25 protein-coding genes are annotated in these 22303 nt (G+C 72.9%); 13 read left to right on the top strand and 12 right to left on the bottom strand.

Features of this window, described 5'->3' with window-relative positions:
• The first annotated feature begins 20 nt into the window (after positions 1-20).
• Complete coding sequence (purD, locus tag GWK16_RS18870; RefSeq protein ID WP_170055519.1) at positions 21-1289, top strand: phosphoribosylamine--glycine ligase; 1269 nt, start codon at positions 21-23, stop codon at positions 1287-1289.
• Positions 1290-1385: 96 nt separating this feature from the next.
• Positions 1386-2528 carry a YbfB/YjiJ family MFS transporter gene (locus GWK16_RS18875; protein WP_170055520.1) on the top strand — a complete coding sequence of 381 codons (1143 nt, stop codon included), beginning with the start codon at positions 1386-1388 and terminating at the stop codon, positions 2526-2528.
• 9 nt (positions 2529-2537) lie between these two features.
• Here the strand turns inward: GWK16_RS18875 and GWK16_RS18880 are convergent, their stop codons facing one another.
• The gene (locus GWK16_RS18880; protein WP_170055521.1) at positions 2538-2828 is read right to left on the bottom strand and encodes a 4a-hydroxytetrahydrobiopterin dehydratase; all 291 of its coding nucleotides are present in this window, start codon (positions 2826-2828) and stop codon (positions 2538-2540) included.
• A gap of 50 nt (positions 2829-2878) precedes the next feature.
• Here GWK16_RS18880 and GWK16_RS18885 point away from each other — a divergent pair, with 50 nt between their 5' ends.
• The gene (locus tag GWK16_RS18885) at positions 2879-3271 is read left to right on the top strand and encodes a metallopeptidase family protein (RefSeq protein ID WP_170055522.1); all 393 of its coding nucleotides are present in this window, start codon (positions 2879-2881) and stop codon (positions 3269-3271) included.
• Between the two features lie 106 nt (positions 3272-3377).
• Here the strand turns inward: GWK16_RS18885 and GWK16_RS18890 are convergent, their stop codons facing one another.
• Positions 3378-4157, bottom strand: a complete 780-nt coding sequence (locus GWK16_RS18890; protein ID WP_170055523.1) for an enoyl-CoA hydratase-related protein — start codon at positions 4155-4157, stop codon at positions 3378-3380.
• Entirely contained in the window at positions 4154-5281 is a 1128-nt protein-coding gene (locus GWK16_RS18895) for a CaiB/BaiF CoA transferase family protein (RefSeq protein ID WP_211187546.1), read from the bottom strand. Before GWK16_RS18895 ends, GWK16_RS18890 begins: the two co-directional genes overlap by 4 nt.
• Positions 5282-5394: 113 nt before the next feature.
• Between GWK16_RS18895 and GWK16_RS18900 the strand changes: the two genes are divergently transcribed.
• Positions 5395-6555 carry an MFS transporter gene (locus tag GWK16_RS18900; RefSeq protein WP_170055525.1) on the top strand — a complete coding sequence of 387 codons (1161 nt, stop codon included), beginning with the start codon at positions 5395-5397 and terminating at the stop codon, positions 6553-6555.
• Complete coding sequence (locus GWK16_RS18905; protein ID WP_170055526.1) at positions 6552-7196, top strand: CatB-related O-acetyltransferase; 645 nt, start codon at positions 6552-6554, stop codon at positions 7194-7196. The genes GWK16_RS18900 and GWK16_RS18905 overlap by 4 nt, the downstream gene beginning before the upstream one ends.
• Here GWK16_RS18905 and GWK16_RS18910 read toward each other — a convergent pair.
• The 3 genes from GWK16_RS18910 to GWK16_RS18920 all read right to left on the bottom strand — a co-directional run bounded on the left by GWK16_RS18910 (position 7183) and on the right by GWK16_RS18920 (position 9948).
• Positions 7183-7854 carry a tyrosine-protein phosphatase gene (locus GWK16_RS18910; RefSeq protein WP_170055527.1) on the bottom strand — a complete coding sequence of 224 codons (672 nt, stop codon included), beginning with the start codon at positions 7852-7854 and terminating at the stop codon, positions 7183-7185. The genes GWK16_RS18905 and GWK16_RS18910 overlap by 14 nt on opposite strands.
• 119 nt (positions 7855-7973) lie before the next feature.
• Entirely contained in the window at positions 7974-8783 is an 810-nt protein-coding gene (locus GWK16_RS18915) for a 3'-5' exonuclease family protein (protein WP_170055528.1), read from the bottom strand.
• A 19-nt stretch (positions 8784-8802) separates the two neighbouring features.
• On the bottom strand, positions 8803-9948 hold the full coding sequence (locus GWK16_RS18920) for an MFS transporter (RefSeq protein ID WP_170055529.1): 1146 nt from the start codon (positions 9946-9948) through the stop codon (positions 8803-8805).
• 115 nt (positions 9949-10063) lie between these two features.
• Between GWK16_RS18920 and GWK16_RS18925 the strand changes: the two genes are divergently transcribed.
• The 6 genes from GWK16_RS18925 to GWK16_RS18950 all read left to right on the top strand — a co-directional run bounded on the left by GWK16_RS18925 (position 10064) and on the right by GWK16_RS18950 (position 14876).
• Positions 10064-10663 carry a DUF4412 domain-containing protein gene (locus GWK16_RS18925; protein WP_170055530.1) on the top strand — a complete coding sequence of 200 codons (600 nt, stop codon included), beginning with the start codon at positions 10064-10066 and terminating at the stop codon, positions 10661-10663.
• Between the two features lie 44 nt (positions 10664-10707).
• Entirely contained in the window at positions 10708-11379 is a 672-nt protein-coding gene (locus tag GWK16_RS18930) for a LolA family protein (RefSeq protein ID WP_170055531.1), read from the top strand.
• Positions 11380-11730: 351 nt separating this feature from the next.
• Positions 11731-12531, top strand: a complete 801-nt coding sequence (locus tag GWK16_RS18935; protein ID WP_170055532.1) for a gamma-glutamyl-gamma-aminobutyrate hydrolase family protein — start codon at positions 11731-11733, stop codon at positions 12529-12531.
• A 361-nt stretch (positions 12532-12892) separates the two neighbouring features.
• A complete protein-coding gene (locus tag GWK16_RS18940) occupies positions 12893-13579 on the top strand; it encodes a fumarylacetoacetate hydrolase family protein (protein WP_211187548.1) in 687 nt (228 codons plus the stop codon).
• Positions 13579-14409, top strand: coding sequence for an exodeoxyribonuclease III (locus GWK16_RS18945; RefSeq protein WP_170055533.1), 831 nt, complete (start codon positions 13579-13581; stop codon positions 14407-14409). The genes GWK16_RS18940 and GWK16_RS18945 overlap by 1 nt, the downstream gene beginning before the upstream one ends.
• The gene (locus GWK16_RS18950) at positions 14406-14876 is read left to right on the top strand and encodes a hypothetical protein (RefSeq protein ID WP_170055534.1); all 471 of its coding nucleotides are present in this window, start codon (positions 14406-14408) and stop codon (positions 14874-14876) included. The genes GWK16_RS18945 and GWK16_RS18950 overlap by 4 nt, the downstream gene beginning before the upstream one ends.
• Positions 14877-14939: 63 nt before the next feature.
• Here the strand turns inward: GWK16_RS18950 and GWK16_RS18955 are convergent, their stop codons facing one another.
• From GWK16_RS18955 to GWK16_RS18965, 3 genes are all read right to left on the bottom strand, one after another.
• Positions 14940-15953: a helix-turn-helix domain-containing protein gene (locus GWK16_RS18955; RefSeq protein ID WP_170055535.1), complete on the bottom strand. Its 1014-nt coding sequence runs from the start codon at positions 15951-15953 to the stop codon at positions 14940-14942.
• Positions 15954-16078: 125 nt separating this feature from the next.
• The gene (locus tag GWK16_RS18960; RefSeq protein ID WP_338144513.1) at positions 16079-16696 is read right to left on the bottom strand and encodes a DedA family protein; all 618 of its coding nucleotides are present in this window, start codon (positions 16694-16696) and stop codon (positions 16079-16081) included.
• A 14-nt stretch (positions 16697-16710) separates the two neighbouring features.
• Positions 16711-18399 (bottom strand): ArnT family glycosyltransferase, encoded by a 1689-nt coding sequence (locus tag GWK16_RS18965; RefSeq protein WP_170055537.1) that lies wholly within the window; start codon positions 18397-18399, stop codon positions 16711-16713.
• A 76-nt stretch (positions 18400-18475) separates the two neighbouring features.
• On the opposite strand from GWK16_RS18965, the gene GWK16_RS18970 reads away from it, so the two are divergent.
• The gene (locus tag GWK16_RS18970; RefSeq protein WP_248291480.1) at positions 18476-19723 is read left to right on the top strand and encodes an RsmB/NOP family class I SAM-dependent RNA methyltransferase; all 1248 of its coding nucleotides are present in this window, start codon (positions 18476-18478) and stop codon (positions 19721-19723) included.
• A 43-nt stretch (positions 19724-19766) separates the two neighbouring features.
• Here the strand turns inward: GWK16_RS18970 and GWK16_RS18975 are convergent, their stop codons facing one another.
• Genes GWK16_RS18975 through GWK16_RS18985 form a run of 3 tightly spaced genes read right to left on the bottom strand, consistent with a single transcriptional unit; the run spans position 19767 to position 21715 of the window.
• Positions 19767-20030 (bottom strand): hypothetical protein, encoded by a 264-nt coding sequence (locus GWK16_RS18975; RefSeq protein WP_170055539.1) that lies wholly within the window; start codon positions 20028-20030, stop codon positions 19767-19769.
• Positions 20031-20070: 40 nt separating this feature from the next.
• Positions 20071-20685, bottom strand: coding sequence for a DUF2459 domain-containing protein (locus tag GWK16_RS18980; RefSeq protein ID WP_170055540.1), 615 nt, complete (start codon positions 20683-20685; stop codon positions 20071-20073).
• 37 nt (positions 20686-20722) lie between these two features.
• Complete coding sequence (locus GWK16_RS18985; protein ID WP_170055541.1) at positions 20723-21715, bottom strand: Bug family tripartite tricarboxylate transporter substrate binding protein; 993 nt, start codon at positions 21713-21715, stop codon at positions 20723-20725.
• 111 nt (positions 21716-21826) lie between these two features.
• Here GWK16_RS18985 and GWK16_RS18990 point away from each other — a divergent pair, with 111 nt between their 5' ends.
• On the top strand, positions 21827-22297 hold the full coding sequence (locus GWK16_RS18990) for an Lrp/AsnC ligand binding domain-containing protein (RefSeq protein WP_170055542.1): 471 nt from the start codon (positions 21827-21829) through the stop codon (positions 22295-22297).
• Positions 22298-22303 lie beyond the last annotated feature (6 nt).

Genomic DNA, 22303 nt, shown 5'->3' on the forward strand with positions numbered 1-22303 from the left:
TCAGAAGCGGGGTGCGGGCGATGAAGGTCCTGGTGGTCGGCGGCGGCGGTCGCGAACACGCGCTGTGCTGGGCGATCGCGGCCTCCCCCCTGCTGGGCAAATTGTGGTGTGCCCCGGGCAATGCGGGCATTGCCGAGGTCGCGGAATGCGTGGCGATCGATTCGCTCGACATCCCGGCCCTGGTGGCCTTCGCCACGGCGCATGCGGTCGACCTGGTGGTGGTCGGCGGCGAGCCGCCGCTGGTCGCGGGCCTCGCCGATGCCTGCGCCGCCGCGGGGATCAAGTGCTTCGGCCCGAGCCAGGCCGCCGCGCGCCTCGAAGGCAGCAAGACCTTCACGCGGGAGGTCGCGGACGCCGCCGGCGCGCCCGGCGCGCGGTGGCAGCGCTTCACCGACCCGGCGGCCGCGAAGGCTTATGTCCGGGACCAGGGCGCGCCCATCGTGGTGAAGGCCGACGGCCTCGCCGCCGGCAAGGGCGTGGTCGTCGCCGCGACGGTCGAGGAAGCCGAGGCCGCCATCGCCGACATCATGGAATCCCGCATCCACGGCGAGTCCGGCGCGACCGTGCTGATCGAGGAATGCCTGATCGGGCAGGAGGTCTCCTTCTTCGCGCTGTGCGACGGGACGACGGCGCTGCCCCTCGGCGCCGCGCAGGACCACAAGCGCGTGGGCGACGGCGACACCGGCCCCAACACCGGCGGCATGGGCGCCTATTCGCCCCCGCCGGTCTTGGACCAGGCGATGCAGGACGCGACCATGTCCCGCATCGTCCGGCCCGTGCTGGCCGAGATGGCCCGGCGCGGAACCCCCTTCCGCGGCGTGCTCTTTGCCGGGCTGATGATCACCGCGGACGGACCGCGCCTGATCGAGTTCAACGTCCGCTTCGGCGATCCCGAATGCCAGGCGCTGATGGTGCGCCTGCGATCCGACCTGCTGCCCGCGCTGATCGCCGCCTGCGACGGGGAACTGGCGCAGTTCGACCTGCGGTGGGAGGCCCTGCACTCCCTCGTCGTGGTGATGGCCGCGAAGGGCTATCCGGGGTCCTACGCCAAGGGCAGCGAGATCCGCGGCCTCGAGCGCGCGGCGCAGGTCGCGGGCGTGCAGGTGTTCCACGCGGGGACGTCGCGGCGGGAGGATGGCGCGCTGGTCGCGACCGGCGGGCGCGTGCTCGGCATCACCGCAACGGGCGCCACCCTCGAGGCGGCCCAGGTCGCGGCCTATGCGGCGGTCGACGCGATCGACTGGCCGGGCGGCTTCTGCCGGCGCGACATCGGCTGGCGGGCCCTCTAGGCCCCGCTTGCCTTCGCACCTGCCTGAGCCCATTCTGTAGCGATCGTTAAAAAAGACCGTCGCGCGCGCCGGTCTTCCGCCACGGATCGGGACGCGATGGGCAAAGCAGCGGCCGGAGGCGCACCGCGCGGCTTCCTGGGCCAGGCCTGGGCGGGGGCGGCGGCGACGGCCTCCGGCAACGGCCTGGCGCGCTTCGCCTTCGTCCCGCTGTTCCCCGCGATGGTCGCCGCCGGCTGGGTCGATGGCGCGGAGGCCGGGGTGCTCGGCGCCGTGACCCTGTTCGGCTCGCTCATCGGGACGCTGGGCGGTCGGCATGTCGCGCTGCGGCTGCCGGTGCCGCTGCTGCTCGACCTCGGCATGGGAACGATCCTCGTCTCGCTGCTCGCCTGCGCCTGGAACGGCGGGCTGTGGTGGCTGATGCCCTGGCGCCTGCTCGCCGGCATCGGCGGCGGCATCCTGATGGCGCTGGCCGGCCCGGCCGCCGTGGCCGCCGCGCCGGCCGACCGCCGGGGCATGGCGGGCGGCATCGTCGTCGCCGGCGTCGGCCTCGGCATCGCCGGCGGCGCGCTGGCCGTGCCGGCCTTCCTGACGGCGGGCGGCGTGGCCGGAAGCTGGGCGGGGCTGGCGGGCCTGGTCGGGCTGCTCTGGATCCTGGCGCGCGGGTCCTGGCCGCTCGCGACCCCCGATCGCGCCGGGGGCGCGGCGCCGACCGGCGGCACGCTGCTGATCGCGACCTATGCGCTGCACAGCGCCGGCATGGTGCCGCCGATGGTCTACCTCGCGGACCTGGCGGTGCGGGGCCACCACCTCGCGCTCGGCATCGGCTCGCTGCTCTGGTTCGCCTTCGGCGCCTCGGGCGTCGCCGGCGGTATGCTCTCCGGGCGCCTCGCCGACCGGTTCGGCAGTCGCCGCGTGCTGATCGGCCTGCTGGTGACGCAGGCGACGGCGCTCGGACTGTGCATGCAGCCGCTGACGGCGCTGATCGTTCCGGCGGCGGCGCTGGCCGGCTTCGCGGCGGTGGGCACGACGACGGTGATCCTCGCCCTCGCGCGGGATGTCGCCGGGCCGCAGGCGACCCTGCTCTGGGTCCGCTGCACTGCCGCCTTCTCGGTCACGCAGGCGGGCATCGGCTTCCTGCTCGCCGCCGTCTTCGCGGCGACCGGTGAGAGCCATGCAGTGATCTTCGCCATCGGCACCGGCTTCTCGCTCGCGGCGCTGGTCTCCGCCCGGTACCTCTGACCTGGCCGCCTAGGCGACCAGCGCGTCGATCGCCTTCGCCAGCGCCACGTCCCGGGCGCTCAGCCCGCCCGCGTCATGGGTGGACAGCGTGATCTCCACGCGGTTCCACACGTTGAACCATTCCGGGTGGTGGTCCTGCTTCTCGGCCAGCAGCGCGACGCGGGACATGAATCCCCAGGCCTCGCTGAAATCCTTGAAGCGGAAGGTGCGGGCGATGGCGTCGCGGCCGTCGACCATCGCCCAGCCGGGCAGGTCCCGTGCCAGCGCCGCGCGCCCCGCCGCGTCCAGTTTCTCGACCATCGCGCCCTCCTCTGCTTGACGCCGGCGGGGCCGCCCGCGCATGGAGCGCCATGCGCTTCTCGACCCCGCCCGGCCTCGATGACCTCGTTGAGATGGCCGAGCACGCGCTCGCCGCAATCCCCGCGCCGCTGCGCGATCTCGTGCGCGGCACCGCCATCCTCGTCGAGGACACCCCCGATGACGAGATCATCCGCGACATGGGCCTCGAAAGCCCCTGGGAACTGACCGGCCTCTACCAGGGCGTGCCGCTGACCGCGAAGTCGGTCGGCGACATCCCGCGCGAACCGGACCGCATCCTGCTGTTCCGCGAACCCATCCTGCTCGAATGGATCGAGACGGGGGAGGACCTGTTCCGCCTGGTCCGCAACGTCCTCATCCACGAGATCGGCCACCATTTCGGCCTGTCGGATGACGACATCGCGCGGCTGGAGGAAGACGACTAGGTCGTCGTCCGATCGCGCGGCACCGGCCACCCGACGACAGTCTCCTGGATGGGTGGCCTGGTAGGATGCGGGACGGTGCCGTTTCCGGCAGGGCGCGGAAGGCGCCCTACCGGTTCTGCCAGTTCGGCTTGCGCTTCTCCGCGAAGGCCTTCGGCCCCTCGATGTAGTCCTGGCTGTCCCGGTTGCGCTGCTGCGACGGGTACATGGTGGTGATCGCCGTCTCGAGTGTCGGCTCGTCGAGCCCCGCATAGACGCATTGCTTCGACGCGCGCACCGCGAGCGGCGAGCATTCCAGGATCTGCGCCGCCCAGCGCTTCGCCCCGGCCAGCGCCTCGCCCTGCGGCACCACCTCGTTGACGAAGCCGAGCGTCCTGCCTTCGGCCGCGCTCACCCGCCGCCCGGTCAGGATCATGCCGAGCGCCTGCTTCTGCCCGATCATGCGCGGCAGCCGGTGCACGCCGCCCGCGCCCGCGACCAGGCCGACCCGCGGCTCCGGCAGGGCGAAGACCGCGTTCTCGGCGGCGACGACCAGGTCGCAGGCGAGCGCGATCTCGAAGCCGCCACCCATGGCGATGCCGTTCACCGCGGCGATCAGCGGCTTGTCGAGGTTGAAGCGCAGCGTCAGCCCCGCGAAGCCCGAAGGCGGCGTCGGCCCGCGCTTGCCGGCCGCCTGGACCTTCAGGTCGTTGCCCGCGGAAAAGGCGCGATCGCCCGCCCCGGTGACGATCGCGACCCAGAGGTCCGGGTTCGCCGCGAATTCGTCCCACACCTTCTCGAGCTCGAAATGCGCCTCGCTGTGCAGGGCGTTCATCACTTCGGGCCGGTTCAGCGTGACGATGCGCAGGCGGCCTTCGTCCTCGACGCGGCAGTATTTCAGTTCGCTCATCGACCCAGAACCTCCTCGTTATGTTCGCCCAGTTTCGGCGCGCCGCGCTGCGACCGCGGACGGACGCCGTCGAAGGCGATCGGCAGCCCGACCACCTTCGGCCCGCCGGGCAGTTGCTGCACGATCTCCATGGCGGCGAACTGCTCGCTCGCCACCACCTCCCCGATGTCGTTGACCGGCGCGCAGGGCACGCCCGCGCCTTCCAGCGCCGCAATCCATTCGTCGCGCGGGCGCGTCTTCAGCACCGCCGCGATCAGCGGGATCAGCGCGGGCTTGTTGCGCACGCGCGCGGCACCTTTCGCGAAGCGCTCGTCGGTCGCCCATTCCGGATGCCCCAGCACCTTCGCGCAGCGGCCCCAAAGCCGGTCATTGCCCGCCGCGAGGCACATCGGCCGGTCCGCGCAGTCGAAGACCTGGTAGGGCACGATCACCGCGCCGCCCGTCCCGTGCCGCTTGGGCACGTCCCCGGTCGCGAGATGGTTGTTCACCTGCCCCTCGACCCAATGCACCGCGGTCTCGAACAGGGAGGTGTCCACCAACCCGCCCTTGCCGGTGATGTCCCTCCGGCGCAGCGCGCCGAGCGCGCCGATCACGGTGAACATCCCCGTCGCCTTGTCGTTGATGGACGCGCCGCAGAAGGTCGGCGGATCCTCGGGGCGGCCGGTCACGCTCATCATGCCGCCATAGGCCTGCAGCAGCGGGTCGAAGCCCGGCTTCATCCTCATCGGCCCACGGTCGCCGAAGGCCCAGATCGAGCAATAGATCAGCTGCGGATGCCGCCCGAGCATCGCATCAGGCCCGATGCCGATCTCGTCGACCACGCCCGGGCGCAGGTTCTGGATCAGGATGTCGGCGGTCTCGCACAGCCGGTGCAGCGCCTCGACGTCCTCGGCCTTCTTGAGATCCAGCGTAACGGATCGCTTGTTGCGGTTCTGGCCGTGGAAATAGAGGGACGTCACACCATCCGCCGCGAAGGGTGGGCCCCAGCCGCGCGCGTCGTCGCCGCCATCGGGCTTTTCCACCTTGATCACGTCGGCACCCATGTCGGCCATGATGGCGCCGGCGAGCGGCCCGGCCAGCGCCTGGCCCACCTCAATCACGCGCACCCCGTCGAGCGGCAGCATTCCTCGCATTCCCTCCTGCAGTCCTTGCACGCAGCATAGGCCCCGCGCGCCCTTGCCGGCAGAGGGGGCGCCGCTACCCTGCGCGCGATGCCCGACACCGACGACTTCCGCGCATGAGCGCGCCCCGCAGCCGCTGGGCGGAGCTCGGCATCCTCGCCGCCTCGCGCGCCGCCATGGGGGCGCAGTTCCAGGTGGTCGGCGCGCTCGGGCCGCTGCTGATCGGTACGCTTGCGGCGGACTGGACCGAACTCGGCACGCTGATCGGCGCCTATTCGCTCGCGGGAATCGCCATCGCGCTGCCGGCCGGCTGGGTGATGGCGCGCATCGGGGACCGCGCGGTGCTGCTGTGGGGCGTGGGGCTGATGGGCCTCGGCGGCGCGGTACTCGCGCTGGCGCCGGGCTTCGCGGTCGCGATCGTTGGGCGGTGCATCGCGGGGCTGGGCGGCGCGCTGCTGTCGATCGCCTGCGCGAAGATGGTGCTGGACCGCTTCCACGGGGCCGCGCTCGCGCCCGCGCTGGGACTGATGCTGATGGCCTGGCCGTGCGGCATCGGCATCGCGCTCGTCGTGCTGCCGCTGCTCGGGACGGATTGGCGCGCCGGGCTGTGGCTGTCCGCCGTCGTGTGCGCCGCATCCTTCCTGCCCCTGTGGTTCCTGCTGCCCCGCCGGGATGGCGCGGGGGCGGCGCGGGCGCGGCGCGGCGGCCTGCTGCGGAGCGAATGGGCGCCGCTGCTCAGCGCCGGAACCATCTGGGGCTTCTACAACGCGGCTTTCGTGGTCGCACTCGGCTTCGGGCCCGCCTTCCTGGTGGCGCGCGGCTGGGGCGCGGAGCAGGCGGGCGTCGCGGCCTCGCTCGTCGGCTTCGGCATCCTGCCGGTGCTGCCGATCGGCGGTGCGCTCGCCGAACGCTGGGGGCGTCCTGTGCTGACCACCATCGCCTGCATGGCGGGCATGGCGGGCTGCCTGCTCGCCGTGATCGCGGGGTTCTCGCCCTGGGTGTCGCTGCTGCTGTTCGGGCTGCTCGCGGGGCCGCCCGCCTCGCTGGTGATGGCGATGGTGGGCCGCGCGCTGTCGGCACCGAGCCGCGCCTTCGGCATGGGCGTGCACTACACGCTGTTCTACGGATCGCTCGCGCTGCTGCCGCCGCTCGCGGGCCTGGCCCGCGACGTCACCGGCGCGCCGGAGGCGCCGCTGCTCGCAGGCGTCGCCTTCCTCGTCGTCGCGCTCGCCGCTGTGCCGGTCCATCTGCGCCTCGCGCCCCGGAGCCCCGCATGACCGCCCCGCCCGATCCCGACGCGCTGCACCCGATGCCGGAACACCCGGGGATGGTCTTCCTCAAGCCCCTTCTGGCGAGGAGCCCGCAGGTCGCGAACGTCATCGCGGGCGACTTCTCCTACTATCACGACCACGAGGACCCGCTGCGCTTCCTCGAGCTCTGCGTGCGCTACAACTACGGCTTCGGCAGCCTCGCGATCGGGCGCTACTGCGCCGTCGCGCATCGCGCGACCTTCCTGATGCCGTGCGCCAACCACGCCATGGTCGGGCCGTCCACCTACCCCTTCGGGATCATGGGCGGCGCCTTCGCCGAGGCGCTGCCGCTGGCCGAATACCCTTGGCGCGGCGGCGGGCCGATCGTGGTCGGCAACGATGTCTGGCTCGGCACGGAATGCCTCGTGCTGCCGGGGGTGACGATCGGCCATGGCGCGGTCGTCGCGGCGCGCGCGGTCGTCGCGAAGGACGTGCCGCCCTATGCCGTCGTCGCGGGGAATCCCGCGCGGGTCGTGCGGATGCGCTTCGACGCCGATACCATCGCCGGGCTGCTCGACATCGCCTGGTGGGACTGGCCGGCGGAGCGCGTCGCGCGCGCCGTCCCCGCGTTGGTGAAGGGCGACCTCGCCGCGCTCACTCGCGCCTGAGCACGCCGTCCACGAGGCGGTCGGCCCAGGGCGTGCTGCGGAACTCGGCGCGCAGCGCGTCTTCCGAATAATCGTCGCGCACCCAGTCGAGGAAGGGCTTCGGCCCCTTCTCCTTCACGAAGGCGGCATAGGTGCGGAAGAAGGCGTCGAGGATGCCGGTCCGCGCCGCCGCGACATGCCCGTAGCGCAAGGACAATTGATCGAGCGCCTGTTCCACAGGCCGTCCCTGCAGCAGCAGCCACAGCCCGGCGGCCAGCCCGGTGCGGTCCGCGCCCGACTTGCAATGGATCAGGGCCGGTTCCTCCATCCGCGCGAAGATGCCGGCGAGGCGCAGGATGCGGTCCCTGTGCGGCGCCCCCCGGCTTTCGAGCGGCGCGTCGATGTGCTCGAGCCCGAGATCCGCGGCGGCCTGTCGCCCGAGCGCGTCCGACCCGCAGGCCTCCCGGTGGCCGCGCAGGTTGATCACGGTGCGGATGCCGTAGCGCCGCACCGCCTGTTCGAGCTGCCAGGGCATCGGGTGGTTGGAACGGTACAGACGGCCGCTCTCGACCACGCCCCAGTTGCGCCAGCCGAGGCGCAGAAGGGCATGGTCGACGAAGAGGCTGTTGAGCCAGGCAGCCCGGCGGCTGCCTGGCGATGCAAGGTCGCGATCGGACATGAACGGCGGTGCTTATAGCGGTCGGGACCGCCCTTGGCATCCCGGGGGTTTCCCCCTGGGCGCCCAAGGAAGGTCGAGGGGGGTCCGGGGGGAGAAGTTTCCTTCTCCCCCCCGCCCCTTCACCCCTGCGCGAGCCGCCCCGCCACCTCCGCATGCAGGAAGAAATCCGGCTCCGCGCGGTGCTCCTCGAGAAACGCCGCGAAGCCCGCGAAGGACGCCGTCGCCGCATCCGCCGGCAATGCCCCCATCGCCTGCCAGAACCGCAGCAGCACGAGGAAGGTCGCCGCGACATCGGTCTCGCAATAGGTCGCGACCTCGGCCCCGCGGCCTGCCGTCATCGCCGGCTCGACCTCGGCGCCGTGCATCCCCGCCTTGGCGGTCAGCCCGATCAGCGCCGATGCCTCGGCGAGCGAGGGCATGGGCGAGGCACGGAAGCCCGAAAGCCGGTCCGCAAGGTCGATGTGGTCCTTGCCATAGCGGTAGCCGTAGTCGCGCCCGTTCGCCCCGTTCAGCGACGGCATCGGAACGCCGCAGGCCATGGCGCGATAACGCAGCACCGGCAGGTCGAAGCCCGATGTGTTGAAGCCCGCCAGCATCGGGCCGGGACGCCCCTGCGCGAGGGTGCGCTCGAACAGACCGAGGATCTCGGGCTCCGGCGTGTCGCCGGTATGCCGCGCGGCCATGCGGCGCACGCGCCAGGGTTCCTCATGCCCGTCGCGCTCGGCGACCAGCAGCGCCAGGCACGCGACGGCGTGCAGCGGCGGCTTGAGGAAGGCCGTCGCCGGGTCCTGCCCCTCGCGTGCGTAGCGGGCGCCGAGGCGCTCGCGCAGCGCGGCCTCGGGCAGGCCCTCGGCCTCCTCCCCCAGCAGCGCGCGCCCGGCGACGAGGTCCGGGACGGTCTCGATGTCGAAGACGACGACGCGTTCCATCGCGGCGATGCTGCCCGGCCTAGGCGCGCCGCCGCAACAGCAGCAGCGCGAGCAGCGCGCAGAAGCCCGCGAGCCAGACCCAGAAGCCACCCAGCGCGGCGCCGGCGCCGAAGCGGTCCACCGCGAGGCCCGTCAGCAGCGGCGGGATGCAGAACCCGGCATGGGCGACGAGGAAGACGCCGGCCGCCGCCCGCGCCCGATCCTCGCCCGAGGCCGCCTCCGAGGCGGCGGCGAGCGCGCCGACGAACAGGAACCCATAGGCCGCGCTGCCCACCAGCGCTCCGCCGGCGAGCAGCAGCGGCAGCGACGCCTGCAGCGTGCCGGTCAGCACCAGCGCCGCGCCCGCCAGCAACACCGGCAGCCCCGTCAGCGACAGCCGCCGCGCCGGCCAGCCGCCGATCGCCTGCTGCATGGCGGTACCGACCATGATCATGAAGCAGATCGCGAGCGGCCCGAGCCGCGGATACCCCGCCGCCGCAAGGGTGCTCGGCACCGAGGTCAGCGTGACGCCCGTCACCCCCCAGGCCGCGAACATCCCGAAGGAGGATGCGACCGTCCCGCGCGGGAAGGCCGGCACGCGCAGCCAGGCGACGCGCTCGGGCCGGCGCCGGTCCGGCAGGCGCGCGACGATCGGCAGCACCAGCAGCACGATCGCGACATGCGCCCAATAGGTCAGCGGCGGCGTATCGCCCCCATGCAGCCACAGCGCGGTCAGCGTGGTGAGCCCGCCCAGCGCATAGGACCCCGCGGTCGCGAAGGCCATCACGCGCGCCGCGCTCCGCCCGGCCTCCGGCCCGCCGGCGAGTTCCGCCGCCCAGGCCGTCGCCCCGCCGGCGATCAGCCCGATGGCGAAGCCCTGCAGCACGCGCGCGACGGTCAGCGCCGCGAGGCCGGGTGCGAGGATCAGCGCCACCGTGCCCAGCCCGGCGAAGACCAGCGCGGCCATGACGCAGGGCTTGCGCCCGACGCGGTCGGACAGGCCGCCGAGCAGCGGCGCGGTGACGATCAGCGTCGTCGCATAGGCGATGAAGGCGGCGGCCAGGCCGCTCGCCCCGCCGCCATCCATCGCCGCATAGGCGGTGTACAACGGCATCGGGAGCGTCGTGGAAGCGCCGATCGCGAATACCGCCGCACCGACCGTCACCACGCCCGGAGTCGTTGTCATGGCGCGGATGCTCTGCCGCGCGGACGGGGGCGTCAACGCGGGGGCGCCTCGCGAAGCGTTTCATCGTGCTGCCACGATCGGCGGTGCAGGATCCGCGCCCCGAAGGAGACCCGCCATGCGCCACGCCCTCGCCGCCGCCCTGATCGCCGCGCTGCCCGTCGCCGCCGAGGCGCAGGACCGCCCGCAGATCTATCCGACGCGCGACGTCGCCGTGACCTACCGCGTCGCCGGCCAGGGCCAGCAGGCCGAGCTGACCATGCTGTGGTCCGCCGCGCAGCGGCTGATGCGCATGAACATGCCCCAGGGCATGGGCTACATGGTCGCCGACCACCAGGGCCAGCGCGGCTTCATGGTCATGGAACAGATGCGCATGATCATGGACGTGCCGGTGGCCCAGGCCGCCGGCATGCAGCGCGACCTCGAGAATGCGCGCTTCACCCGCGGCGGGGTCGAGAAGATCGCGGGCCTCGACTGCACCGTCTGGCGCTACCAGTCCGCCTCCTCCCAGGGGGAAGCCTGCATCACCAATGACGGCGTGATGCTGCGGGGCAACGGGGCGGCCCAGGGCGCCGGCCAGGGCCGGATCGAGGCGACCCGCGTCGTCTACCAGCCGCAGGATGCCGCCCTGTTCCGCCGGCCGGAGGGGTACCAGACGATGCAGATGCCCCAGGGCGTGCCGCAGGGCATGCCGGGCATGCAGGGGGCGCCGCGCTGAGAGGGGCTTTCCCCGGGACGCCCGGCGGGCCACATCGGGTGGCGATGAAACGCCGTCCCCTCCTCCTCACGCCCCTTCTCCTCGCCACGCCGGCGCTCGCCCAGCGGGCCCAGGCCCCGGCGCGGCCGCCCGCCGCGGCGCTGACCGACCGCGACCGCGCCGACCTCGCCCGCGTCGAGACCTACCTCAACGCCCTGACCACCCTGCGCGCCCGCTTCCTGCAGATCGCCCAGAACGGCGCCTCGGCCGAGGGCACGGCCTGGATCTGGCGTCCGGGACGGATGCGGTTCGAATACGACCCGCCCGAGCCGCTGCTGCTGGTCGCCGATGCCGGCCAGTTCCTGATGTACGACCGGGAATTGCGGGCGCCGACGACGCTACTGATCAGCCAGACCCCGCTCGGCATCCTGCTGCGGCGGGAGGTGCGGTTGTCCGGCGACGTGACGGTCACCGGCATCGAACGCACCGGGCCGTTCCTGCGCGTCAGCATGTACCGCACCTCGGAACCCGGCGAAGGCGTGCTGACGCTGGTCTTCAACAACGAACCGCTCGAACTCCGCCAATGGGCGGTGATGGATGCGCAACGGCGCGAGACGCGGGTGACGCTGTCGCGCATCGAGACCGGCCAGCGATTCCCCGCGGGATTGTTCCAGTTCAACGACCCCCGCTTCTTCGAACCGGGCGGCTTCGGCGCCCCCCAGGGATCGGGGAACTGATCCGCGGACCGCGAAGTCGTGGCCGTCGATGCTCTGCCCTCAGACGCCGGGCGGACCCGCATCCGCGCTCCTTGGCTTCGCGGCACCCGCCGCGGGCCGCAGTCGCGGCCTCGGCCCTTCAGGCCGCGGTGTCCTTTGCCCTCAGACGCCGGGCGGACCGCATCCGCGCTCCTTGGCTTCGCGGCACCCGCCGCGGGCCGCAGTCGCGGCCTCGGCCCTTCGGGCCGCCTGACTGTCGGCGAGGCAGTCGCTTCGTGGATGCGCGGCATGCAGGCAACGCTTGTCCGCAATCCGCGAAAATCCTGTCTGACGCCTTGATCCCGCCATCACGTCGCGGAAGTGTAGCAATCGATGAAACCGCTCATCGGCATTTCCTGCTGCCAGAAGCCCTTCGGCATCTTCGGAACGCCCAACCACGCCGCGTCGGACAGCTATGTCCGCGTCGTGCGCGGTCCCGTCTCCGGGACGCCGGTGCTCCTCCCCGCCGCCGGGGAGGATCTCTCCGCGGAACTCCTGCCGCATCTCGACGGGCTGATCCTCACGGGCAGCCGGTCGAACGTGTGGCCCGGCCATTATGACGGCCCCGCCCATGCGGAAGGCACGCCGGAGGACCACCAGCGCGACGCCACCACGCTGCCGCTGATCCGGGCGGCGATCGACCACGGCGTGCCGCTGCTCGCCATCTGCCGCGGCATGCAGGAACTCAACGTCGCCCTCGGCGGCAGCCTCGACCAGCGCATCCAGGACCTGCCCGGCCGGATGGACCACTCGACGCCGTCCGACCAGCCGATCCCGCGGGTGCGCACCGGCAAGGCGCACGGCGTGCGTATCGAGACGGACGGCGCCCTCGCCGACGTCATCACCCTCGCCGCGCGCCGCGCGGGCCGGCTGGCGGTGAACTCGCTGCACAACCAGGGCGTGCAGCGCCTGGCTCCGCGCCTGGTCGCCGAGGCCTGGGCCCCGGACGGGACCGTCGAGGCGGTGCGCGTCGAAGGTGCGCGCGCCTTCGCACTCGGCGTGCAGTGGCATCCGGAATACGACTGGGATCGCGACGTCGACAGCCGTTCGATCTTCGAGGCCTTCGGCCGGGCCTGCGCCGCGCACCGCGCCGCCCGCCTCGCGCCCCTGACCCTCGCCCAGGCCGCGGAGTAACGTTCCGCGGCGCGATCGCGTGCCGGGATGGACGTCGAACGCGATTTGTCTTTTGCTTCTGCGGCTTGGCCGGGGTAGCTTGTTCTTGCCGGTTCATAATCGACCGGCGGTCGAGCCCCCCGGTGTCCCCTGCCGGCTCGCCCGACCATTCCGATCGGAATAAAATACGGCGCCCGGTCACCCCCCTGACCGGGCGCTACTTTTTTGTGATCAGGTCCTGAATTCATCGCCATGACTTCGCGATGGGGCACGAACTTCATGTGAAATCTCAGGAAGACGGCCTGCCATCCCCGGTGGCTTCCGGCACCGGCCGACCGCCTGTATAGACCCCGCACCATCCCGTCATCGGAGCCTCGCCCGCATGGTGTCCTACGTCCTGCCGCCGCCGCCGGTCGCCGCGATTCCCGTCAAGGGCAGCGACGCGCTGTTCCCCGTGCACCGCATCTACTGCGTCGGCCGCAACTACGCCGAACATGCGATCGAGATGGGCTCGGACCCGACGCGCGAGCCGCCCTTCTACTTCGCGAAGCCGGCCGATGCGGTGGTGATCAACGACGCCGACATGCCCTATCCGTCGGTCACCAAGTCGCTGCACCACGAAATGGAACTCGTCGTCGCCATCGGGAAGGGCGGGAAGAACATCCCGGTCGCCGAGGCGCTGGGCCATGTCTGGGGCTACTGCTGCGGCCTCGACATGACGCGCCGCGACATCCAGAACGAGGCGAAGAAGACCGGCCGCCCGTGGGACATGGGCAAGGGCTTCGACAAGTCCGCGCCGATGGGCGCGCTCGTCCCGGCCGCCGGCATCGACCCCACCAAGGGCAAGATCGAGCTCAAGGTGAACGGCAAGGTCGTGCAGACCTCCGACCTGTCCAAGCTGATCTGGTCGGTGGCCGAGGTCATCGCGAACCTCTCGGAACTCGTGGAACTCGTCCCCGGTGACCTCATCATGACCGGCACGCCCGAAGGCGTCGCCGCGGTCGTGAAGGGCGACGTGCTGGAAGGCTTCGTCGAAGGCGTGGGCGAGGTCCGCACGAAGATCGTCTGATGGCCGGCACGGCCGCTATCGGGCGGGCGCCGCTGCGCATCGCCACCTGGAACATCAACAGCGTGCGGCTCCGGCTGCCGCTGCTGACCGACCTGGTGGCCGCGCTCGAGCCCGACGTGCTCTGCCTGCAGGAGACCAAGTGCCCGGACGAGCTGTTCCCGCATGAGGGCGTCGCCGCCCTCGGCTTCGAACATCGCCTCGTCCGCGGCATGAAGGGCTACAACGGCGTCGCCATCCTCTCGAAGCGGCCGCTGCTGATGCGCGCCGAGGATCCCGACTGGTGCGGGAAAGGCGACTGCCGCCACCTCGGCGCCAGCATCGACGCCCCCGGCGGGCCGATCGAGCTGCACAATTTCTACATCCCCGCCGGCGGCGACATCCCCGACCGCGAGAAGAACCCGAAATTCGGCCACAAGCTCGACTTCGTGGCGGAAGGCACCGCCTGGTCGGCGGCGCGCCCGGCGAAGCGCGCGATCATGGTGGGCGACCTCAACATCGCGCCGCTCGAACACGATGTGTGGTCGCACAGGCAGCTGCTCGACGTCGTCTCGCATACCCCGGTCGAGGTCGCGGCGCTGACCGCCTGGCAGCAGGCCGGCGGCTGGCACGACGCGCTGCGCCACTTCGTGCCGTCGGACCAGAAGCTCTACACGTGGTGGTCCTATCGCGCGGCCGACTGGCGCGCCTCGGACCGCGGCCGGCGCCTGGACCACATCTGGGTCAGCCCGGACCTCGCCGGCGCGCTGACGCGCCATGCCGTTTTCAAGGACGCCCGCGGCTGGACCAAGGCCTCGGACCATGTGCCCGTGATGGTGGAGATCGCCCCGTGACCGTTCCCACGATGGGGCGCCGCGCCCTCCTGCTCGCCCTGCTCGCCTCCCTCGGCGCCTGCGCCGCGCCCGAGGAACCCGCGCCGGTCATCACCGACCCCGATCCCGACCCCGAGCAGGTCTACCGCCCCGGCCCGATCTCCTGGGCCGACCTGACGGACGAGCACAAGCGCCGCGCCCGCCAGGCGTTGACCCGGATGGGCGAGTCGGTGCCCGACGACGACACGCTGCAGGCCCGCTGGATGACCATGTCGCCCGCGCAGCAGCGCTTCATGGTCCGCCGCCCGCCGCCGCCCGCGCCGGCGCGCCCCGCCGCGCGCGGCCGCAGCACGAGCACGCGCCAGTCGACGCGCCACGGCGGCACCCAGACGCAGCGGCGCAGCGGTTCCACCACGCACCAGCGCAACACCACGCCGCAGACGCAGCAGCAGCGCCGGCGGCCGCGGAACCAGCAGCAGCAGCGGTAGTCGCGGCGCCGCCACCCTCCCGGGCCACGGCCCGGAAGGACCGCCGCCCCGCGGATGACGGCGCTACAGACCGTGCAGGCAGGCGCGCAGGCTGCGTGTCTCGGCCGACATCGTCGGCGCCAGCAGTCCCGGCGCGGATCCCGCCCGGGCGGCGGCGCGGGCGTCGCTCGGGCTCACGCCATAGGCGCGGCGGAAGGTTCGGCTGAAGGTGGACGGTTCGTGGAAGCCGCACGCCGCGGCGATCGCGGCCACCGACCGGTCGTCCATGGGATCGGTCAGCGCGGCGTAGCTCGCGCGCAGGCGGTGGCGCTGGATGTAGTGCGTCACGCCGCCCTCGCCTTCCAGCAGGCGATACAGCTGCGAACGCGACATGCCCACTTCGCGGCACAGCGTCGCCGGCGTCAGCGTGGCCGAGCCCAGCCGCCGCCGGATCACCTGGCGGACGCGCTCGAGCCGGGTGAGGTCCGTCTGCGCGGCGGCCTCGGCGATGCGCGTGGCCGTCGGGACGACGCAGGCCGCGACCATGGCGCTGATCGCCTCCGGCATCCGCGCGCGCTCGTCCTCGGCGAGGCCGGGCATCGCGTCCGCCAGCAGGCGCATGTAGTCGGCGAGCAGGCGGCCGGCGGCCCCGTCGATGCCGCGGCCGCGCACCCGGTCCAGTTCCGGGGCCAGCGCGGCGAAGCGATCGCGCGGCAGATACAGGTGCAGGCGGTCGTCCGCCTCGCGCTCGCTCTCGGACGGCTCACCGAGCGTGACGACGAAGGGCTGCCCCGGCGGTACGGTCAGCCGCCCGCCCTCGAGCGACAGGCGGGACGCCTGCCCGCCAAGCCCGATGACCCAATGGTCACAGGGGTCGCGGCGGATATGGACGGCCTTGCGGACGGCGCGCAGCCGCGGGGCGCAGACCCGGCTGAAGGCGGCGCCGCCGGCCTGCCAGACCGTGCTTTCGGCCGCGAAGCCGGTGCCATCGGGGTCATCCGCGAAATCGAGGCCGAACACCGGATCGAACCAGGCGCACCACGCCTCGCGCTGGTCGCGCGCGGGAAGGTTCCGGGTGGAGAAGACCAGCGTGCTCATGCGCGTGCGGCGTGCTCGGGATTGCGCAACGGATCGGTTCCGATGCGACTTGGCGCCGGCTAATCGCCGCGCCTGCCGGCGCGGGTCAAGGAAAAGCGTCGGCCGGGACCCGCGCTGGACCGGGGTCAGCCCTGCTGCTGCCGGCGCCGCCGCGACCGCCGGAAGGCGTAGGCGAGATGCGCCGCGTAGCCGCCGGCGGCGACGCCCACCACCACCCAGGCCAGCGGCTCGACCCAGCGTTCCACCAGGGCATAGTGGTCCTGCAGGAAGTAGCCGGCGACGGCGAGGAAGGAGAGCCACACGCCCGACCCCAGCGCCGTCCAGAGGTAGAAGACCCCGCGCGGGATCTCGACCATGCCCGCGGGCACCGAGATCAGCGTCCGCACGCCGGGGAACACGCGCCCGATGCAGATCGCGAAGGGCCCCCAGCGGCGCAGCATGTCGGTCGCGCGGTCGAGGTCCTCCTCCTCCACCGCGAACCACTTGCCGAAGCGGCGCACCAGCGGGCGGAAGCGCTCGACGCCGAGCCAGCGGCCGAGCTCGTACCAGAACAGGTTGCCGGCCAGGGTGCCGAGCACGGCGACGAGGATGATGCCGGGCAGCGAGATGGTGGCGCCCGGCTCGCCGGCGTGGAAACCGGCCGCGGCCATGATCAGTTCGGACGGAATGGGCGGGAACAGGTTCTCCAGCACCATCAGCAGGAAGATGCCGCCATAGCCGCCAGCCTCCACGAGGCTCCGCACCCACTCGAACATCCTCAGTCCACCTTGAACAGCGAGAGGGTGATCCACCGCCCGCGCACATAGTTGAGACCCGTCACCGAGCCGAGGTCGCGAAGGGTCAGCCCCCGCTCCGCCGCGGCCCGCCGGAAGGCGGCTTCCTGGCGGTCGCCGATGGCGGCAATGCGGCCGGGACCGTCCGCCAGGAAGGCAGCCGCGGCTTCACCCGTCGTCAGCAGGCGGATCTCCCCGCCCATGGCGAATTGCAGGGAGGGTTCGTGATGCCCGGCGACGCCGAAGTTCCGCGCGGGCAGGCCGGGCGCGACCTGGGCGACCGCGGCGGCGAGGCGCGAGGAGACCCAGACCGAGGTCAGGCGCGGGATCACGCCCTCGAGCACCGCGGCATAGACCGGGATGGCGAGGATGGCGCCGGCGAGCGCCGCGCGGCCCCAGGCCTGCCGGCGGGCCATGCGCAGCAGCAGCCAGGCCATGGCGATGCCGGCGATGACGCCGATCGCCGCCCCGGGCAGGACGACACGCTCGACGAACAGCCCGGCACCCAAGGCGACCGCCGGCAGCCCGACCGCCACGCCCGCGAGCGCGACATGGCCGAGCCAGCGCATCCAGGCGGGCGCCTCCTGCCGCAGCGGGTCCATCGCCCAGCGCGCGCCGAGCAGCATCAGCGCCGGGAAGGCCGGCAGCACGTAGTGCGGCAGCTTGGTCTGCACCGCCTCGAACAGCAGCCAGGTCGGCACGGCCCAGGCCAACAGGAAGCGCACCGGCGCCTGCATCCGGTCGGCCCAGGACCCGGGCAGGGATCGCAGCACGATCCAGGCCGAGGGGAAGGCGGTGATGCCGAAGATCGCGGCATACATCCCCGGCGGGCCCCAATGCGCCTCCTCGCCCGAGGAGACCTTGTCGAGCATGTCCCCGCCCAGCGCCTCGCTGAAGAAGCGCCCTTCGGTCGCGATGCCGATGGCGACGAACCAGGGGGCGGAGACCAGCACCATCAGCGGCAGGCCCCAGCCGAGGCGCAGCGACCGCAGCCAGGGCGCGGACAGCCGCCACAGGGGCGCGCCCTGCGGCCGGTCCATCACCGCGAGCGTGATGCCCGCGAGCAGCGGCACCATCGGCGCGATCGGCCCCTTGAGCAGCACGCCGAGGCCGAGCACGGCCCAGAAGGCCGCCGCCTGGCGCGGGGTGAAGGAATCAGGGGTGAGGTAGGCGCGCCCGAACAGCCCCATCGCGACGGTGATGGCCGCGAGCAGGGCGGCATCGGTCTTGGCGATGTGCGTCTCGACCACCAGCACCATGCAGGGGGCGAGCATCGCCGCCGCCACGAAGGCCGCCCGTCGCCCCACCAGCGCGCGGCCGAGCAGGCAGGTCGCCAGCACCGCGATCATCGCCCCGATCAAAGAGGGCAGCCGGTAGGCCCAGATCTGCGTCCGCGCCGGGATGCCCACGGCCTCGAGCCCATGGACCACCGCGGCCTGCGCCCAGTGGATGCCGGCGGGCTTCTTGTTGCGCTCGACCTCGCCGAGGCGGATGCGGACGTAGTCGTGGCTGTCCACCATCTGGCGGGAGGCCTGGGCGAAGCGGCTCTCGTCCCGGTCCCCGGCGGGGATGGTGAAGAAGCCGGGCAGCCAGAGCAGGAGGCAAAGCGCGATCAGCCAGGGGGCTGGCCGACGCGTCTCGGGCAGCCGGTCGAGGAAGGCGGCAAGGCGCATGATGCCGGCGCGTCTAGCACGCAGGGGCGCGGGGTGCCATGAAGCGGGCCGCCCGCCCCCGGACCCGCAGAGACCCTTGACCCCACCCCCCGGACTTCCGACCCGCAAGGCCGCGCGCGACCTGCTCGCCGCGACCCTCGACGAACGCCGCCCGCTCGAGGAGGCGCTGGAGGCGCTGCCCCGGCGGCTCGACCCGCGCGACCGCGCCGCGGCGCACCGCATCGCCGCGATGGTGCTGCGGCGCCTGGGCAGCATCGACGAGGTGCTGAGCCCCTACCTGCGCAAGGAACCCCCGCCGCCGGCGCGCCATGCGCTGCGCATCGGCGCGGCGGAGCTGCTGCTGCTCGAGACGCCGCCGCATGCCGCGGTCGCGACCGCGGTCGCCCTGGCCCCGCGCGCCTTCGCCGGGCTGGTGAACGCCGTGCTGCGCAAGGTCGCGGCCGAAGGCCCGGCGGCGCTGGAGGGGCTCGACGCCCCGCGCCTCGACACGCCCGCCTGGCTCTGGGCGGCCTGGCATGCCGCCTATGGCCCGGCGGTGCGCGCGATCGCCGAGGCGCATCGCGGCCCCGCGCCGCTCGACCTGACGCCCGCGCCGGGCGCGGAGCCCCCCGCGGGGGCCGAGGTGCTGCCCACCGGGTCCTGGCGCCTCGCGGCCGGGACGCGGGTGACCGACCTGCCCGGCTTCGCCGAGGGCCGCTTCTGGGTCCAGGACGCCGCCGCCGCGCTGCCCGCCCTGCTGCTGAAGCCGCAGCCCGGGGAACGCATCGCGGATCTTTGCGCCGCGCCGGGGGGCAAGACGGCGCAACTCGCCGCCGCCGGGGCGGATGTCACGGCGGTCGAGCGGGACGCCGCCCGCGTCGCGCGGCTGGCCGAGAACCTCGCGCGACTGCGCCTGCCGGCGACCGTGGTGCAGGCCGATGCCGCGACCTGGGCGCCGCCGGCGCCTTTCGACGCCATCCTGCTCGACGCCCCTTGCACCGCGACGGGAACGATCCGCCGCCACCCCGATGTCGCACACACCAAGCGGCCGCGCGACGTCCAGGGCGCGGTGGAGGCCCAGGCCCGGTTGATCGCGGCGGCGGCGAAGATGCTCGCGCCGGGCGGACGGTTGATCTTCGCCACCTGCTCCCTCCAGCGGGAGGAAGGGGAAGCGCACCTGGCCCGGGCGGAAGGCGCTGGCCTGCGGCACGATCCCTTCACGCCGGCGGAATTGCCGGGCCTGCCGGACGCCGTGACCGACGGCTGCCTGCGCACCCGGCCGGACTTCTGGCCGGACCGTGGCGGCATGGACGGCTTTTTCGCGGCGCGGTTCCGCCGCGTCTGACCGCCGGCGCACGGGGAACGCCGCGGGCGCTCCCCGAGCCTGTTCAATCGGCTCTCTGGAGCGGCTTCGCCGCTGCCGAGACCGTTCGCCGGCCGACCCGGATATAGGTCGCACGGCGCTTCGGCATGGTTGTCCCGGGCGATGAATCCGCCGGGGTGGAGGCGCGCAGCGCCGCCAGATCGGGCAGGCGCAGCAAAGCGGAACGCAGCAACAGGTCGCGACGTATCGACATCAACTCGACTTCCGAATCCAGAACCCCGGGATCAACCTGTTCAACCCGTTCATGGTTGCAGATGAATCGCTTCACGATGGCATGACCGTGACATTCCGCACGCGTGCCGCGCGGATCAGGCCCTCGTCTGGCGCGCAGCCTCGGCCCGCAGCGCCGCCATGGCGGCGTTCCGCAGCCGGATGCCCGCCACCGGAACGGGCAGGCCACCTTCGGCAAGCGCCCGCATGACCCAGGTGTTGCAGGTGAAACCCGGCGCATAGGCCAGGCGGCAGGCCAGCAGCACCGCCCCGCCGGTGGGCAGGGCGGCCGGGAGCGGTTCCGCGAGTTGTCCGGCGACGAAGGCAGCGATGGCCGCCAGGCCGCTGGGGGGCAGACGCAGGGAGACCACCTCCTCCGCCCCGGCGGGGACCGGGCCCGGCAAGGCACGCAGCCAGATCACCGCCGGTCCGCCCGTCAGCGCCGCCAAGGCCTCCCCGGACCCCGGGCGGGCTGCGCGCATCCAGGATTCGAGGCCGAAGCCCAGCGCGAAGGCCGCGGCCCCGGGCGCGGCCGCCGGCAGCGGCGCCAGTCGCGTCCCGCCGAGATCCTCGGCGCGAAGGCAGAGATCCGTGTGCCAGGACTCGGCCGATACGGTCACCGCGAGCGGCCCGAGCGGGCGCGGCGGCGACGGCGGCGGTTCCGCGGCGCAGCCGCCGAGCAACGCGGCGAGGACGACGCGACGGGCCGGCATGAGGCGCCAACACCACGGCTGCGGCCCGCCTGTCCATCTATTCGAGGCGCGCGCCGGCGCGGCGCACGACCTCGGGCCAGCGGGCGGCTTCGGCGCGGACCAGGGCGGCGAAGCGATCCGGCCCGTGGCCGGTCACCGTGAAGCCCTGGCGCTCGAGGTCGCCGGCCACCTCGGGCAGGGCGAGGATGTCCTGCAGGTCCTGCGCGAGGCGGGCAATGGCGGCCGACGGGGTGCCCGCCGGGGCGAGGACGCCCTGCCAGGTGACGACGTCGAAGCCGGGCAGCAGCGCCTCGGCGACCGTGGGCACCGCGGGCAGGGCCGCGGCGCGCTCGGCGCCGGTCACCGCGAGGGCGCGCAGGCGGCCGCCGCGGATATGCTCGATCGCCGCCGGCAGGGTGACGAAGAGCGCCTCGACATGGCCGGCGACCAGGTCGACCACGGCCGGCCCGCCGCCGCGATAGGGGACATGGGTGAAGGCCACCCCCGCCTGCTGCGCGAACAGCGCCCCAGCCAGGTGCCCGATCGAGCCATTGCCCTGGGAGGCGACGGTCAGGCGGCCATCGGCCTCCTTCGCCCAGGCGAGGAAGGTCGCGAGGTCGGTCGCCGGGGAGCGCGGGTTGACCACCAGCACCTGCGGGGCGCGCACCGCCTCCACGATCGGGGCGAAGTCGCGCACCGGGTCGAAGCCGATGCGGGGATAGAGGGCGGGGTTGATGGTGAGCGGGTCGGACCCGATCACGAGCGTCAGCCCGTCCGGGCGGGACCGCGCGGTCAGTTCGAAGGCGAGGTTGCTGCCGGCGCCGGGGTGGTTCTCGGCCACCACGGGCTGGCCGAGGCGCGGGGCCAGGTGGCGCGCCAGGATCCGGCCGAGGATGTCGAGGCTGCCGCCCGGGGCGACCGGGATGACGATGCGCACCGGCCGGTCCGGCGCCCAGGCCGGCACGGCCGATCCGGCCGCGGCGAGGCGCGGCATGGCCGCAGCCCCGGCGAGCAGCGCGGTGCGGAGGAGGAGGTCGCGGCGGAAGGTCATGGGCGGGGTTTCCGGCACTGGATTGGAATTCTGTTCTCCAAATGCCGCGAAAACTTGCAACAGAAAGATTTTCCTTCTACACGCCCCGCAGCACCGACCAAGGACTTGCCCGTGACCCGCAGTTTCGAGCCTGACGCCACCGATCGCGCGATCCTCCGGTTGATCCAGAAGGACGCGGCGCTGTCCCTGGCCGACATCGCCAAGGACGTCGGGCTGACGCCGACCCCCTGCTGGAAGCGCATCCGCAAGATGGAGCAGGAAGGGGTGATCACCGGGCGCGTGGTGCTGCTGGACCCGGAGAAGGTCGGGCTGGGCGTGTCGGTCTTCGTCGCGATCGAGACGGGCGACCATTCGGCGCCCTGGATCGAGGCCTTCGCCACGACGGTGGCGAAGATGCCGGAGATCGTGGAGTGCTGGCGGCTCGGCGGGGACGTGGATTACCTGCTGCGCGTGGTGGTGTCGGACATGCAGGCCTTCGATTCCTTCTACCGCCGCCTTACGGCGCAGGTGCCGAGCCTGCGCAAGGTCACGTCCCGCTTCGCGATGGAGCGGGTGAAGAGCACCACCGCTTTGCCCATCTGAGCGCGC

The organism is Neoroseomonas marina, from assembly GCF_012927745.1.
In the GTDB taxonomy this organism is placed as follows: Bacteria; Pseudomonadota; Alphaproteobacteria; order Acetobacterales; family Acetobacteraceae; genus Neoroseomonas; species Neoroseomonas marina.